Origin of the sequence: Salinisphaera sp. (assembly GCF_035690525.1) — a bacterium.
Taxonomy (GTDB): domain Bacteria; phylum Pseudomonadota; class Gammaproteobacteria; order Nevskiales; family Salinisphaeraceae; genus Salinisphaera.
Map to the genome: position 1 here is coordinate 28,398 of NZ_DASSKM010000044.1, position 14,961 is coordinate 43,358.

The following is a 14,961-nucleotide window of genomic DNA, read 5'->3' on the forward strand; positions in this document are numbered from 1 at the left end:
CGGCCGCGACGCGCGCGCCGGCAGAACCAAGCCCCGATTACTTTCCAGTGACCGGCAGCCCATGCGCATCATACTTTAGTATTATGCGCTAGTCGCGTACGCGCCGCATGGTGGCCCGGTACAACAGCGCGGTGACGGCGAAGAACACGATCATGCCGAGAATCAGCGCGATCGGAGCGAAGCCCGGCCCGACCACCGCCAGCGGCGAATCGGCGCCGCTGCCCGCCACGATACCGGCAAAAACGACACCGAACAGACTTTCGCCGACGATCATGCCGGTCGCGGTGAGCACGCCCAGCCGCTTGGCGAACTCCGTATTCGTGCGACGGGCCGCCCAGCCGTCGTAGCAACGCCCGATCACCGCGCCGAGCACCACCGCCAGTGTGACCGCCATGGGCAGATACACGCCGATGCCGATCGCCAGCGGCGGCAGGCGCATACGACCGGTATAGGCCAATATTTCATCGACGATCACGGCGAGCGCGCCGATAACCGCGCCCGGCCCGATCATGCCCCAGTTGAGATCGCCGCCGAGCACGCCCTCGGCCAGCGAGGAAATGAGCGCGGCCTGCGGCGCCGGCAATGCGTTGGCGGTCGCGTTGGCCGCGCCGGCGAAGCCGAAAGCGGCGTTGAGCAGTTCCATCACCGGCGGGATCACCAACGAACCGAAAGCCACGCCGAACACCAGCGCGACCTGCTGCTTCCAGGGGGTCGCCCCCACCAGCTGACCGGTCTTGAGATCCTGCAGATTGTCGTTGGAGATGGCCGCCACGCCGAATACGACGCCGGTCACGATCAGGGCGTAGGCCACCAGCGCCTGGGTGGTCGCCGGCGGCTGATCGCGGCCGAACAGGGCCACCAGCAGCAGCGAGGCCGCCACGATCGACAGAATGCCGATGCCCGAGATCGGGCTGTTCGACGAGCCGATCAACCCGGCCATATAACCCGACACGGCGGCGATGATCAGCCCCGCCACCACCACGAAAATCAGCGAGCCGGCGATCAGGATCGCGGCCGACGAGGCCAGCGCGCCACCGGCGATCAGCGCGCCGAACAGGATGCCGATCGGCACCAGCGTGGCCAGCGCGACCGCGCCGACGATGCCGATCGGCATATCGCGTTCTTGCACCGGGCGCGCGTCGCCGGCTCGTGCGGCGGAAGCCGCCAGCGCCGACCGGATGCCGGCGATCACCGGCCCGATGATGCGCAGCAGCGTCCAGATCGCGGCCACGCCGATCACCCCGGCGCCGAGAAAACGCACGTCGGCGGAAAACACCGCGTGGGCCGCCTGTTCGGCCGAGCCGGGCACGACGCTGATCGCGCTCAGGATCGGCAACGCGATCCACCAGCCGATCGCCAGCCCCACCAACATCGCCATGCCGACCGACAGCCCCACCAGATGCCCGGCGCCGAGAAGCGCGAACGACAGGCTGCCCGAGATCCCGGTCACGCCGCCGGCGCCGGTACGAAACCATAGCGCGACCGTACCCACGACCAGCTTCATCTGGACCGCCAGCGCGAACGCCGCCGAAGCCAGGCCGTTGACCACGATCACGGCGAGGCCGGCGGCGCTCTCGGCCGCGCCTTCGCGCGAGCCGGCGCCGACCTTGAGCACTTCGGCCGCCGCCCGGCCTTCCGGATACGGCAGATCGGCATCCACCACCAGCGCCCGGCGCAGCGGCACCGAAAACATCACGCCGAGCACGCCGCCGGTCGCACAGATCACCGCCGTGGTGACGAAATCGAAACCCTGCCACCAGCCGATCATGACCAGACCGGGCAGCACGAAGATGATCGCGGACAGCGTGCCGGCGGCCGAGGCCACCGTCTGCACGATGTTGTTCTCCAGGATCGTCGAGTCGGAAAAGACACGCAGCACGGCCATGGAGATCACCGCGGCCGGGATCGAGGTCGCGAACGTCAGCCCGACCTTGAGCCCGAGATAGACGTTGGCGGTGGTGAAGAAAAAGGTGATAAGGCCGCCGAGAATAATGCCCCGTACGCTCAGCTCGGTCCCACCCTGATTGACGCGACGACTCACTTGCCCCCCCGGAATCGTTGTTCCATGCGCCGTGACGGCGCGACGGGCGACAGTGTAGCGCGCTTACCCCCGCGCTATGCTAGCGCGGCTTAAGCGTCGCGCCGTCGACGCTGCGGCCGCCGATCAGATCGAGCCGTGCAGAAAATAAAAAAGCACGGTGCACTGCCCGATGGTCAAACACACGATCAAACCGACCCCGAGACATATTTGCCGCTGCGCCCGCCGGCTGATTTCGGCATCGAGCGGCGCCGGACCGGCGTCAACGGCCAACTCGCGCCGTGCCGGCATGATTAAATTAAGGAATATGGCGACGATCAGCGGTAAATAAGCGAGCGTCGATAAAAACAGCAATCCCAAGGACAGTTCCTCAACCATGAACCGGATGAGCAACTAACCAGACTTTGTCATGCGGGGCAACGATCCATCGTTGCAATGCTCAATCCGCCGTTGGGATATGCTTCAATAATGCATTATCACCGCTACGCACCGCGCCGGTAGCGCGCCCGACCGGACACGGCCGGACGCGCGCCTCTTAGGCGTTACCGCCCAGCCACGATTTCACGAGCTTGGGATGCTGCTCGATGAAGTGCTTGGCCGCGATGTCGTACGACGTCTTGTTGGCCTCGGCCAGCATGGCGTTGACTTGGTCCAGCGTGAAATGCATACGCGAGAAGAACGCCGCGATCTTCGGCCGGTTCTTCTTGATCGACGGGTTGGCAATAATATTGACGTGTTCCTCGCCGCCCAGCGCCTTCTGCGGGTCCTTGAGATAGCGCAGATCGAAGCGTTCCCATATCCAGTGCGGGCTCCAGGCCGTGACCACGATCCATTCGTGGTTATCGATCGCGCGCTTGAGCGCGGCGGTCATCGCCGGCCCGCTGGCGGTGATCAGACGGAGATCGTCCAGGCCGTAGCTCTTCATCGCCTTGTGCGATAGCTGCATTTCACCGGCGCCGGCCGAAATACCCTGAATCCGGCCGTCGAGCTTGTCCACCACCTCCGGCTTTTTCAGATCCGTGATGCTATTGAGCTTATCCTTGGGTACATAGCTCGGTACCGCCCAGCCCAGGCGGGCGCCGTTGTATATCGTGCCCAGGGTGTCCACCTTATCTTTGACCCGTTCCATGTAATCGGCATGGGTCTTGGGCAGCCAAGCCGCCAGGAACAGGCTGTTGTCGTTGTGCGCCGTGCCGAGGAAGGAGACCCCGACCGATACCGTTTTAAGCTCGACTTGGGTGTCGTAGTGCTGCTCGATCAAATCGCGGGCGACGCGGCTGAAGGCTTCGTCGCCGGCGTAGTTGTCGGTATAGATGGTGATCGGCGCATTTGCCGCCAGGGCGGTGCCGGTGGCGCAAAACGCAACCAGCAGAGTCGCGGCGAACCCCCGTGCGCCGCGCGATAGAATCTTCATAATGTTGTGATCCTTGAGTACAAGCGAACGGGTAGCATGGCCAGCCCCGGCGCCGGATGCAATGCGCTAAAATAAGCGGCCATGAACCAACCCGACGACGCTCGAGGTAATGTTATGTTGAAAGTCGGTTTCGTGGGCTGGCGCGGCATGGTGGGCTCGGTGCTCATGCAGCGCATGCTGGCCGACAACGACTACGAAGGGCTGGAACCGGTCTTCTTTTCCACCTCCCAGGCCGGGCAACCCGGCCCGGATATCGGCCGCGACGTACCGGCCTTGGCGGATGCCAAGGACATCGACGCGCTGGCCGCGATGGACGTGATCGTGACCTGCCAGGGCGGCGATTACACCGCCGAGGTCTATCAGCCCCTGCGCGATGCCGGCTGGGACGGCTACTGGATCGACGCCGCCAGCAAGCTGCGCATGGCCGCCGATACCACCATCGTGCTCGATCCGGTCAATCGCCACGTCATCGACGCCGAATTGGAGCGTGGCACCAAGACCTTTTGCGGCGGCAACTGCACGGTCAGCCTCATGCTCATGGGCCTGGGCGCGCTGTTCGAGCACGACCTGATCGAATGGATGTCGGCGATGACCTATCAGGCCGCTTCCGGCTCCGGTGCTCAGCACATGCGCGAACTGATCAACCAGATGGGCGCGCTGCATACGTCGGTGAAGTCCCAGCTCGACACGCCCGCCTCGGCGATCCTGGATATCGATCGCGATGTGACCGCGGCCATGCGCGACGCCGCGTTTCCGGTCGAACACTTCGGTTATCCGTTGGCCGGCTCGGCTCTGCCGTGGATCGATTCGCTGATCGACGAGACCGGCCAGTCCAAAGAGGAATGGAAGGCCGGCGCCGAGTCCAACAAGATCCTGGGGCGTAGCGAGGCCCCGATCCCCATGGATGGCCTGTGCGTGCGCATCGGCTCCATGCGCTGCCACGCCCAGGCGTTCACCATCAAGCTGAAAAAGGATGTGCCGACCGACGAGATCGAGCAGATGCTGGCGGCCCACAACGAGTGGGTGAAGGTGGTGCCGAACAACAAGGACGATACGCTCGAGCAGCTCACGGCGGCGGCCGTGTCGGGCACGCTGGCCGTGCCGGTCGGGCGCATCCGCAAGCTGACGATGGGCCCCGAGTATCTGACCGCCTACACCGTGGGCGATCAGTTGCTCTGGGGCGCCGCCGAGCCGCTCAAGCGCATGCTGGCGATTATCCGCGGCCAGCTCTAGCCTGCCACCGCGGCGTAAAGTCTAGACCCGCGGTCCGTAGCAATACGGGCTCGCAATGGAACAAGGAATAGCCGACCATCACGGTTTGGCCCGCTCGTTGTTTTGCATGGCATCCAGGAAAGAGCCCCAAGCCGAGAGCCGCGCGCGCCTATCCGCGCCTGAGGTGTATCAAAAAATCCGCGCCGAAGGCGAAGAGGAGCTGGCGCGGCCCAACGCCTCGCTGTGGTGGTCCGGCGTAGGCGCGGGCTTCGCGGTGGCCGCATCGGTGGTCGCCGAGACCGCCCTGCACGACAAGCTGCCCGACAGCGGCTGGCGGCCGTTCATCGAAAGTTTTGGCTACAGCGTCGGCTTCGTCATCGTCATTATCGGCCGCATCCAGCTGTTCACCGAAAACACCATCACCCCCATCCTGCCGCTGATGGCGGCGCCCAGCAGCAAGCTGTTTTTCAAGACCGTGCGTCTCTGGCTGATCGTATTTTCGGCCAACGTGGTGGGCGCGGTCCTCTCGGCTCTGCTGGCCTATTACGGCTATTTCACGGTGTCGCAAATGCATTCGGCGATCGCGGTCGCCGAGCCGCTGGCCCATACCGGCTGGCTGCAAATGATGCTCAAGGGCATTCCGGCCGGTTTTCTGATTGCTTCGATCGTCTGGATGACGCCCAATTCCCGCGGTTTCGAGATCTGGGTGATCGTGATGGCGACCTATATCATCGCGGTCGGCGGCTATACCCATGTCGTGGTCGGCTCGGTTGAAGTGTCGATGCTCTTTTTCGCCGGACAAATGAGCCTGTTCAATTCGATTTTCGTATTCCTGATCCCTGCCTTCATCGGCAACGTGCTCGGCGGGTCGGTGCTGTTTTCGCTGCTGGCCTACGGCCAGGTGCGCCGCGAAATCCACTAAGCCACGAGGCCCGCTCAATAAATCTACAGCGACCGCGGTCCGTCGGGCGGCGGAAACAGGCGGTCAAGTTCGCGGTGATCTCGGCCGATAGCGTCACTTCTAGGGCGTCGGCGTTGTCCGCCACCCGCTCCGGGTGCGAAGCCTTAAGAATCGGGGTGACGTGATCGCGCGCGAGCAACCAGGCCAGCGCCGCCGGGCGAGCGTCATATCCCGCTCGCGGGCTAACGCCACCAGGCCGTCGTTGTCGATCACCGCCGGCCGATCGAACGGCGAATAAGCCATCATCCCGATGCCCTTGTCCTGCAGCCACGGCAACAGAGCCCATTCAATGCCGCGTTAGTTGAGGTTGTTGGGTCGCCCTTCGGAGTTCCTCTTTCCTAGCTACAACCTTCGACATAATCGACCTGCGGCTGTACGCCGGCGCGCCAGCGGCTGACTTTACCGTTGGCGCCGACTTCGAACACCAGCACGCCCGTGCCGTCCGGGTTCTCGACGCGCAGGTACTTGCCGCCGGTTTCGTATTTATGCGGCTGCTCGGTAACGTCCGGATACAGCGCGTGTATCCGCGCAGCGCTCATGCCGACTTTGCCACCGCCCGGCGCCGTCTGTTTCGTCGTGGCGACATCGTAGCGCACGAATTCGCCGTGCTCGAACATGAAGGCGAAATCAGCCGGCACCTTCACCGATTTCGGCCACAGGTAAAAACACACTCGACTGTCTTGACCTTGTAATTGACCTTGTAATTGACCTTTCCAAGCCGCGCGGAATGACGCCTCGTCCATGCCGAAACGCATGTCGCCGTAACCGTCGTAGCGCGCCATCGTCGGCGCCTGTGCCGTGGTCATCATGGATGCTGGCGCAGCGGTTGAGGCAGCCGTGTCGGGCGCCGATCCAGGCGGCGATGCTCCGCAAGCGCCGAGCGCCAAAATGGCCAGCATCGCCAGCCATACGCGTATCGTTGTCATGTCGTGCTCCTTGTTTCGGTGATGTCGACTCAAGCCGGTCTGAAATGCTTTTCAGACCTTGCCAGCACTGGTCGTAGTCGTCCTGCAGCGAAATCAATGCAACGTGCGCCCCAGCCGCCTCGATGTCTTGCCGATCATTACGATTTATTGTGCGCAATGCGTTGATCCGGCAAGGCCGGGCGCGGCGAGCCTCGCCACCTGGCTTGCAGGGCGGGTGTAACATGCATTTCGTGATTGGAAATAGCAGGAGTCCGGAGGCGGCGATCGCGAGGTAATCGACGCCCGCAGACAACGTGCGATGAAGCGTGCTCGCGGCTTGCATGCATAAATTTCCGACATTCCGCATATACATCGAGAGTGTTCCATGCCCACTGCTTCGCCCGCCGCCGATACGGCCACGCCATCAACCCCCGAGCCGCGCTTTCTGGCCAGCGACAATACCTCCGGTGTTTGCCCCGAGGCGCTGGATTATCTCCATCGCGCCAACGCGACCGATGACCTGGCCTACGGCGACGACCGCTGGACAGCGCGCGCCAGCGATGCGTTTCGGGCGCTGTTCGAGACCGACTGCGAGGTGTTTTTCGTGTTCAACGGCACAGCCGCTAATTCGCTGGCGCTGGCGTCGCTTTGTCGTTCGTATCACAGCGTGATCTGCCACGAGTTGGCGCACATCGAAACCGACGAATGCGGCGGCCCGGAGTTCTTTTCCAATGGCTCCAAACTGCTGACAGTAGCCGGCGATGCCGGCCGGGTCACGCCGGAAGGCATCGCCACGACGGTCACCCGGCGCGGCGACATCCATTATCCGAAACCCCACGCGATATCGCTGACCCAGGCCACCGAAGTCGGTACCGTCTATGATCTGGCCCAGCTGCACGCGATCCGCGACGTCGCCGATCGCTACGATCTGCGCGTGCACCTGGACGGCGCCCGTTTTGCCAACGCTTGCGCCGGCCTAGAGGTCTCGCCCGCCGAACTGACTTGGCGCGCCGGCGTCGACGTCCTGTGCTTTTCCGGCACCAAGAACGGGCTGGCGTTCGGCGAAGCCGTGATCTTCTTCGATAAGCGCTTGGCGCTGGATTTCGAATACCGTTGCAAGCAGGCCGGCCAACTCGCCTCCAAAATGCGCTATCTGGCCGCGCCGTGGCTTGGGCTGCTGGAGACCGGCGCCTGGCTTTCCAACGCGCGCCACGCCAACGCGATGGCTCGGCGCCTGGCCGACGGCGTGGCCAGCCTGCCCGGCGTGAACCCGATGTTCGACGTACAGGCCAATAGCGTGTTTCTGGAGATGTCGAGCGCAATCCAGGACGCGCTGCGCGCCCGTCGGTGGGCGTTCTACACCTTCATCGGCGAAGGCGGCGTGCGGTTTGTCTGCAGTTGGAACACCACGCCCGAGCTGATCGATTCGCTGATCGCCGATATCCGCCAAGCCGTAACCGTGGCCTGACGGCGTCGACCTAGCCCGTCAGTAGCGCATCGAGTTCGCGCGGCGCATCGAGCACAACATCGGTGGTTTCGCCGCGGGTCAGCGCGCGTTTGAACACCGTGATCGCGGCGCGCGCGGCCGGCTCGACCTCGCTGCGCTCGCGTTCGGCACGGACCGCGACTTGCTCGAAGAACGCGTCCAACGAGATCTCGGCCGGCTTTTCCGTCGTCTGCGTCCGACCCGCCTCGGCCGCCCGGGTCAGCTCCTGCGGCAACTGCGAGGACAGCTTGCGAACCTGTTCGGCCGGCAGGTGGGCGCAGATCGTCTCGACCGTCGCGCGGGAAATGGCCAGCGCGGCGTCGTGATCGGACAGATCGGCGGCACGGGCAACTTCGTTGACAAATTCTTCGGTCTGCATAAAGCGTGGCCGTCGTTTCGGATGAACTGGAGCGGCTGAGTCTCGGAGCCCGAGCCTCGACCGTCCATCCGCAAGCCTACGGAGCTGGGGTTATCCTGTAGAAACGATACAAGCGTTTCCCGCAGGTGAACGCAGCACGCGCATCAGCCTGAAGCCGGATTGAAGCTCGAATCACAGAGCCACGCCGGGCATCGTATTCACCGAAGCGGCCCACCGATCATGTTCGGCCAGATCGAACAGATGCTGCTCACGGGTCCTGACGCCAAGGCGGATATCCTGCACGCGCCCATAACAGGGTTGTCGGGATCCGTGATAGTCGAGCAGACCGCCGATGGTGTGGAAGCGGATACCGAAGCGGCCAAGCAGCCGTAGGAGAGACGGCTCCATCACGGCGATCCAGTGCGTGATGCCGTTACGGATACTCAACCGCATCAGGGCAATGAATAAGCCGAACGTGACTAACGGATAGCAGCGGCCGTTGAACGTCCAGCCGCCGCGCGCCAGCGTATGGGATTGTTCGGTCCCGATAAGCTGCGGTAGCCGGCGGTGCGATGCTCTCGATACGGCAAAACGGGATATTTCCGCGGTCGTGGCACGAGGCAATATAGAGTCGCCAAGGCCATAATCGCTCAACAGATTCGGATAGGCTTGCTCGATTGGAAACGTCCGGTAATCGTGTCCGTCGCCACCGCCGGGAACAAGCCGGACCGTTGCTATGGATTGCCCGGATTCACGATGCCGCACGATACCGTGAAGCGAGTGCCGGTCATAGCGATCGGATTCACGGCGATCGACATGCCCACCTACGTCCGCAAAACCTCGCTCCAGGCAATAAACTTGATAACGTAGCCGGAACGCCTCCTCTCGAATAATGTCTTCTGGATCTGTTTTTATTTCAAAATGGCGGTTAAAAAAAATAGAAAAATCAGTCATTTACGCTGTCCGCTTTTATCTGAAAATAAACGCGTGCAGTGTTATTGCTTGCCTTATTGTCCCCGCCGACAATAGATCACTTGCCCTTTAGGTGCGATTCGCCTCCATAACCGTACGCTTCACACCTTTCGATTCGAGTTCGTTTGTCCGAGTCGGTGCTGCGCGTAAGCCTAGCTATGCTTTCATTGCCCGTATCTTCCGCGTTCGGACCGGCACTTAACCGTGCAGTACGCCGCTATCCAGGCCGACCAATACGCTTCGAAGCTCAAGAGCGACTAAGAACCGAAAAGCATTCCGGCACTCTAAGCACCTGATGATCCTAGGTAATATTACCTAGTATTGCAAGTGTCGGACACACTGACACCTGTGCCTGTTGCGACCGTGGCCACCGGGACCGCGAGTGACGGCCGGTAACAGTGGGCGTTATCGCTAGTGGGCGCGATGGCTCGCACGCGCGAAGCACCGATCCGCCTTGGTTGGGCTTCGTTCAACCCAGTTTGAATGCAATGAATCAATAGCTTGCGATGCTCGACGTCGTGCAGGAGAGGCGGATAGCAACCCGAGAAGGTGTCGCAAAACATTACAAGATGCCGGGGCAAACTGGCACTCCGTTGTGCGCCATGCGTCGGCGGCAAGCCTGTTTAAATTAAAAATTTAATTTAAAAACAAAGGTTTGAAAAAATATTGAAGCAGTACGGGCCCAACTGGAACGTATCTTGTTTTATCTACACCAAGCACAAGCAGTGTGTTTTCAACGTTCAGATTAGGTGTAAGCATATGAAAACTTCCAGAAGCATCGTCTCGGCGATTACCGGTGCGGGCATGCTGGCTCTCGCAGCGCCTGCGCTGGCGACCACGATTGACAACATCACTTTCCCCGACACGGCCGGCCAGCACGTTTTCGCCGGCACGATTAACGAAAACACGGTGACCACCCCCGGCGCGGAGTTGACCGGGTCCGGCACTGTCAACACGATCGACGGCAACAGCAATTTCTGTGGCACGGGAAGCTGCTCCCTGACCTATGAATTCGGTGGCTACATCCTTGAAAACATCACGGATACGCAAGCGAATTTCTCGGGCGGCTATGTCAACTTCTATGCGAACGGCTCGAGCGATCCGTTTTTGGCGCTGGAAGCCGACACCGAAATCAACTCGGAATATACGCTGGAAGGCCGTCTCTTCGGCGAGGGCCAGCAGTCCCAAAACACGGCGGTTGGCCTCCTGAGCGTGGTGGGCGGCACGGCAGCCTCGTTTTTCGACAACAACAGCTATAACAATGGGGACGGCGGCTTGAGCGACCTGCTGTTCAATACCAGCCTCTCGCCCTCGGGCCAAGGCATGTTCAGCGGTTCGGCCGATGCCCACTATGTGTCCAACGTACCCGAGCCGGGCGCGCTGGCCATGCTGGGCCTGGGCCTGGTTCTGGTCGGCTTCGGCGTGAACTATCGCCGCCGCCGCTTCGGCAACCTGGGCTAGATCGGTCGTCTGATCGAAACCGAAAAGCGCCGCCCTTCGGGGTGGCGCTTTTTTTTGCGCACTGAATCCATCCCATACCGTAGCCGGCCGCCTTTATACCAACCTGCAAAAGCAATGACCTACCGGTCAAAACAGTCCGCTAATAAACGCAAATGCACGCGAATAAGACGCGCTTATGCGCTTTTCTCGCTTTCATTCGCGTTTATTGGCGTTCATTTGCGGACGAATTATGGCTTCATGAAGATCGATCAATCTTTATGAGAGTTAGTATTACTTCAAACAAGTCATGGCCGTGGGCTTGTCCCGGCCGAGGCTACGCCGGCTTCGCCCGGCGCTCTTCGATCGGATTCCGATGCCCGCTCGGCGGCCAACGCGTTGGCAACGTCGCGCGGATACGAGCGCCGGGCGAAAAACAGAATGACGCCCGCCATGACGAGCGCGCCGGACATGGCGACAAAAGTCCAGACCAGCCCCCCGACACCCTGTTGCGCGGTATGGCGCGCGGCCGGCGAACCGGAGGCGTCGCCCAGCAGCGTAGACAAATAGCCGAACGCCAAAGGGGCTATGGCTTCGAACACATAGCGCAGCGCCGTGCGTACGCTTTCGCCGCGCCCCCAAACCTGTGAATGCATGATATCCAGCCGCGCCGCATCGAGCGCGGGATTGGTCGCGCCCAACGACGCCGCGGATATGAAAAATACCGGCCCGGTGATCCAGAGGCTAGTCGCCAGCACACCCGGGATCAGGAATGCCGCGCACAACAAGAACGCGACCGCCGGCACCAGGATACGGGCGCTCAGATAGCCGTTGGCGATCAGCCGGTCGGCGAGCCGGCCGGCGATAAGCGTGCCGATGATCGACCCCATACCCAGACCGACCGTAATCAGGCTCGCGGCCGACTGCTCGAACCCGAACTTGCCGCTCATGAGCACCACGCCGAACGAACGCAGCCCGGTAAAGAAGAAATAACCCAGCGCCGAAGCCAGAATCAGGATCACGTTGGTACGGATCGAGAGGATATAGCGCAGCGCCGGGCCAAAAGACAGCCGGCCGGGGTCCGGCTGCCGCCGGGCCGCCGGCGACGGCTGGATGTGGCCGGCCTGGTCCACGGCTTCGATAATCGAGACGCCGTCGTGGGCGCCGGCAACTGATTCATCCGGCGTCAGGCGGGCCATACCACCGCGCTCGGGTTCGGCCAGACAACGGCCGAACAACACGGCCAGAACGAAGCCGAGCGCGCCCATCAGCCAGAAGGCGGCGCGCCAGGACAGCCAGCCCGCGATCGTGCCGGACATCGCCAGCCCGAGCGCCGATCCCACCAGTTCGCCGGCCAGCAGATAGCCCCAGATCCGGCCGCGCTCGAAGGCCGGGAAGAAATCGCCGGTCAGCGAAGAGATCGCCGGCGCGGCCGCGGCGACGACACCGCCGAGCAGCAGACGTGTGACCAGCAGCATCGTGTACGATTCGGCAAAACCGCTCGCCACCATCGCGGCCGACCATAGCAGCATGGCCACGGTCAGCAGCCGTACCCGATGCGCGCGGTCGACCAGCGCACCGAGTGGCAGCGTGGTGACGGCGCCCACCGCGGTCGAGGCGGTCACCAACAGACCGATCTGAATATTGCCGATATGCAGCGCGCTTTTGAGCGGCGCCGCGATCGCACCGACTGTTGCCTTGTCGGCGCCGTCCAACGCGAGTACGCTAGCCAGTAAAACAATGACTTGCAGCCGCTGGCGGCCACCAATCCATTGGGCGAGGCGGGTGCTGCCGACGACATCCATGGCATCCGAATCCTGTAGATGACCGACTCGGTCGAAGTGTCGGCGTCACAAGCTCCGAGCATGCGGAACTGGGTACGGCGAAACCGCCGGCCGCCGTTTCGACCATTGAAAGAGGCGGTCATTTCAGGGGACGCAGGCGGCGAAAACAATGTCGAGGGGCTAGCCTGGCTGGGTTGTATTGTGGGTGCCATCGGCAATACCCCTGAGAAAACCCCGCATTTGGAGAGGCCGGAACCGTTACGGCTATCGATAGAGAAAGCCAGCATGGCCGATGCGGCGCGCCCCGGCCGTAAGCGTTCGCCTATGTAGGCGATATTCGGCTGCGATGGCGCAACACCGCCCTGCTGTATTAAATATTGTGCGCGGCGGCGATCGGGGGCTCATCGACTTCGTCGGCGCAGGCCGCCACGCGGTCGCGGCCGCCGCGCTTGGCGGCGTAGAGCGCCTGATCGGCGCGCCGAAACAGCGTGGCCGACGATTCGCCGTTCGGCACGATCGCGCACACACCGATGCTCAGCGTGATGTCGACCGGCAGCGCGCGCGGGGCCATCGCGGCGCGCAGGCGCTCGGCTAGAGCCCGGGCGGCGTCGATATCCGTTTCCGGCGCCAGCAGCGCAAATTCGTCGCCGCCCGGCCGACCGACATGATCGGCTACCCGCGCGGTCGCTCGGAGTTTCGTGCCCAGATGACGCAGCACGGCATCGCCCATCAAATGGCCGTGCATGTCGTTGATATGCTTGAAGTGGTCGATATCGATCAACAGCAGCGCCAGCGGCCGCCGATAGCGCGCGCAGTGCTCGAGCATCTCTCCGATTGCTTCAGTAAATGCGCGCTGATTCAGACAGCCGGTCAGCGCGTCGGTGGCCGCATCTGTTTCCAACTGTCGATGGAGCGCGGCCAGCGCCTCGGCTTGGCGCTCTCGAATTGCGGCGCCGAGCAACGCCAGCAGCCAGCCGATCACCAGGACCATGCCCTGGATCAGCACGACCGGCGCGTCGATGTCGTGTGACGTGAAAAGCACCAGCCCACCAAAGCCGATCAACCCAGCGGCGCCGCAAGCCACGGCGGCCCACATCGGATAACCGACCGCCAGATACACCATCGGCAGCACCAGCAGATAGACCAGCGGGCTGGACACGCCCCCGTCCAACACGCAGATCACCTCGGTCATCAAGAACGACATGATGTTCCAGGCGGCGAAGAACAGCACGCGCCGGCGCGACGCGACAATGGGCTTCCGGGCGCCGTAGCAGCCCAGGCCGACTACCCCGGCGGCGACGGTAAGCGCCAGAATCCCGGGCCGGTGCGGCTGCGACCAAGTCAACGTGATGTAGCCGAGCGCGGTGGCGATCACGGTCGCGTACCCGGCCAGCGCGGCGTATAGCTGGCCCTGCCAGAAACGCCGCTCGCTGGCCGCTGCAACGGTCTCGGTCGTTTTTGAAGAGGGCGTCACAAGTGATCTGATCAAATCCCCCGGCGCAGTTTGGCGGGCCGCCGGCGCCCGGCCACGGCCTACGCGCCGTTGGATACGTCTAAAAGTGTGAACGGCCCATTAGGAAAACTTTTTGCGCTTGAGCCTTGGAACCTCTCGTTCATTTGCGAACTGTTTTAGTCTTGTTTTTTAATCATCGATTTTACAGGTTAATATTACGCAGCGGCTCGGTGCGTCGTGCCCTCTTCGTGCATGTTCTGGATGGTGTGGGTGAGCTGTTCGACGCCATCCGCCTGTGAATCGGCGGCTTCCGCTATCTGACGGATACGTTCGTTGACCTGCGCGGTTGCATCGACAATCGCACGCATGGCGCTGCCTGCCGCATCGGCCCGCTCCGTGCACTGGCCTAGGGATTCATTCACCTCGCCGATCAGGTCTGCAATATCCTGGGCGGATTTGGCGCTTCGCTGTGCCAGCGCCCGTACTTCCTGCGCAACCACGGCAAAACCCCTGCCCTGTTCACCGGCACGCGCTGCCTCGACAGACGCGTTAAGCGCCAGAATATTGGTCTGAAAAGCGATGGAATTCATCAGCCCGACAACCTCGGCCATGCTGCGTGAGCGGTCATTGATGGCCGCTATGTTTTCCACGAGCTGAGCAACCAGATCGCTTCCCGAACTGGCGCTGCCGCTGGCATTGCGAGAAAGCTGGTTGGCATCCTTGGCCTGTCCGGCAATGGCCGGAACCGTATCCGAAAGCGATGCAAGCGATTGATGAAGCATATGGGTGGCGCGCGTGCGCTCGGTGACGTCCGTGGCGTACTTGACGATTTTGAAGAGACGTCCACTCTTATCGTAAATCGGGTTGTAGGATGCCTGAATCCAGACCTCGCGGCCGCTCTTTCCGACGCGCTGGAATAATCCGGACTGGTGGTCTCCATG

12 protein-coding genes and 1 pseudogene are annotated in these 14,961 nt (G+C 62.4%); 4 read left to right on the forward strand and 9 right to left on the reverse strand.

Translation table 11 applies throughout. The annotated features are described in order from the left end of the window. Positions 1-88 precede the first annotated feature (88 nt). The 3 genes from VFJ08_RS03380 to VFJ08_RS03390 form a co-directional block, all read right to left on the reverse strand. Positions 89-2,041: an OPT family oligopeptide transporter gene (locus VFJ08_RS03380; RefSeq protein WP_324995168.1), complete on the reverse strand. Its 1,953-nt coding sequence runs from the start codon at positions 2,039-2,041 to the stop codon at positions 89-91. A 123-nt stretch (positions 2,042-2,164) separates the two neighbouring features. Further along, positions 2,165-2,416, reverse strand: coding sequence for a hypothetical protein (locus VFJ08_RS03385; RefSeq protein ID WP_324995170.1), 252 nt, complete (start codon positions 2,414-2,416; stop codon positions 2,165-2,167). 157 nt (positions 2,417-2,573) lie between these two features. Further along, complete coding sequence (locus tag VFJ08_RS03390) at positions 2,574-3,452, reverse strand: glycine betaine ABC transporter substrate-binding protein (RefSeq protein WP_324995172.1); 879 nt, start codon at positions 3,450-3,452, stop codon at positions 2,574-2,576. Between the two features lie 114 nt (positions 3,453-3,566). Between VFJ08_RS03390 and asd the strand changes: the two genes are divergently transcribed. Together asd and VFJ08_RS03400 are read left to right on the forward strand one after the other, a co-directional pair. Further along, entirely contained in the window at positions 3,567-4,685 is a 1,119-nt protein-coding gene (gene asd, locus VFJ08_RS03395; RefSeq protein WP_324995174.1) for an aspartate-semialdehyde dehydrogenase, read from the forward strand. Between the two features lie 163 nt (positions 4,686-4,848). Next, a complete protein-coding gene (locus tag VFJ08_RS03400) occupies positions 4,849-5,586 on the forward strand; it encodes a formate/nitrite transporter family protein (protein ID WP_324995176.1) in 738 nt (245 codons plus the stop codon). Positions 5,587-5,963: 377 nt separating this feature from the next. Here VFJ08_RS03400 and VFJ08_RS03405 read toward each other — a convergent pair whose 3' ends face one another. Continuing rightward, on the reverse strand, positions 5,964-6,524 hold the full coding sequence (locus VFJ08_RS03405) for a hypothetical protein (RefSeq protein ID WP_324995177.1): 561 nt from the start codon (positions 6,522-6,524) through the stop codon (positions 5,964-5,966). A gap of 391 nt (positions 6,525-6,915) precedes the next feature. Between VFJ08_RS03405 and VFJ08_RS03410 the strand changes: the two genes are divergently transcribed. Next, positions 6,916-7,998: a low specificity L-threonine aldolase gene (locus tag VFJ08_RS03410; protein WP_324995179.1), complete on the forward strand. Its 1,083-nt coding sequence runs from the start codon at positions 6,916-6,918 to the stop codon at positions 7,996-7,998. Between the two features lie 10 nt (positions 7,999-8,008). Here the strand turns inward: VFJ08_RS03410 and VFJ08_RS03415 are convergent, their stop codons facing one another. Continuing rightward, the gene (locus VFJ08_RS03415) at positions 8,009-8,395 is read right to left on the reverse strand and encodes a DUF2267 domain-containing protein (RefSeq protein ID WP_324995181.1); all 387 of its coding nucleotides are present in this window, start codon (positions 8,393-8,395) and stop codon (positions 8,009-8,011) included. A gap of 171 nt (positions 8,396-8,566) precedes the next feature. Beyond that, on the reverse strand, positions 8,567-9,328 hold the full coding sequence (locus VFJ08_RS03420) for a PEP-CTERM/exosortase system-associated acyltransferase (RefSeq protein WP_324995183.1): 762 nt from the start codon (positions 9,326-9,328) through the stop codon (positions 8,567-8,569). A gap of 684 nt (positions 9,329-10,012) precedes the next feature. Here VFJ08_RS03420 and VFJ08_RS03425 point away from each other — a divergent pair. Continuing rightward, on the forward strand, positions 10,013-10,807 hold the full coding sequence (locus VFJ08_RS03425) for a PEP-CTERM sorting domain-containing protein (RefSeq protein ID WP_324995185.1): 795 nt from the start codon (positions 10,013-10,015) through the stop codon (positions 10,805-10,807). Positions 10,808-11,091: 284 nt separating this feature from the next. Here VFJ08_RS03425 and VFJ08_RS03430 read toward each other — a convergent pair whose 3' ends face one another. The 3 genes and pseudogenes from VFJ08_RS03430 to VFJ08_RS03440 all read right to left on the reverse strand — a co-directional run. Continuing rightward, positions 11,092-12,588 (reverse strand): MFS transporter, encoded by a 1,497-nt coding sequence (locus tag VFJ08_RS03430; RefSeq protein ID WP_324995187.1) that lies wholly within the window; start codon positions 12,586-12,588, stop codon positions 11,092-11,094. 349 nt (positions 12,589-12,937) lie between these two features. Continuing rightward, positions 12,938-14,041 (reverse strand): GGDEF domain-containing protein, encoded by a 1,104-nt coding sequence (locus VFJ08_RS03435; protein ID WP_324995189.1) that lies wholly within the window; start codon positions 14,039-14,041, stop codon positions 12,938-12,940. A 287-nt stretch (positions 14,042-14,328) separates the two neighbouring features. Further along, a pseudogene (locus VFJ08_RS03440) lies at positions 14,329-14,961 on the reverse strand (methyl-accepting chemotaxis protein); the annotation flags it as partial.

What these genes read in the sequence shown, in the direction of transcription:
- VFJ08_RS03385 (WP_324995170.1), bottom strand. Translation starts at nt 2,416, where the DNA reads ATGGTTGAGGAACTGTCCTTGGGATTGCTGTTTTTATCGACGCTCGCT.
- VFJ08_RS03390 (WP_324995172.1), bottom strand. Translation starts at nt 3,452, where the DNA reads ATGAAGATTCTATCGCGCGGCGCACGGGGGTTCGCCGCGACTCTGCTG.
- VFJ08_RS03420 (WP_324995183.1), bottom strand. Translation starts at nt 9,328, where the DNA reads ATGACTGATTTTTCTATTTTTTTTAACCGCCATTTTGAAATAAAAACA.
- VFJ08_RS03415 (WP_324995181.1), bottom strand. Translation starts at nt 8,395, where the DNA reads ATGCAGACCGAAGAATTTGTCAACGAAGTTGCCCGTGCCGCCGATCTG.
- asd (WP_324995174.1), top strand. Translation starts at nt 3,567, where the DNA reads ATGTTGAAAGTCGGTTTCGTGGGCTGGCGCGGCATGGTGGGCTCGGTG.
- VFJ08_RS03410 (WP_324995179.1), top strand. Translation starts at nt 6,916, where the DNA reads ATGCCCACTGCTTCGCCCGCCGCCGATACGGCCACGCCATCAACCCCC.
- VFJ08_RS03405 (WP_324995177.1), bottom strand. Translation starts at nt 6,524, where the DNA reads ATGCTGGCCATTTTGGCGCTCGGCGCTTGCGGAGCATCGCCGCCTGGA.
- VFJ08_RS03430 (WP_324995187.1), bottom strand. Translation starts at nt 12,588, where the DNA reads ATGGATGTCGTCGGCAGCACCCGCCTCGCCCAATGGATTGGTGGCCGC.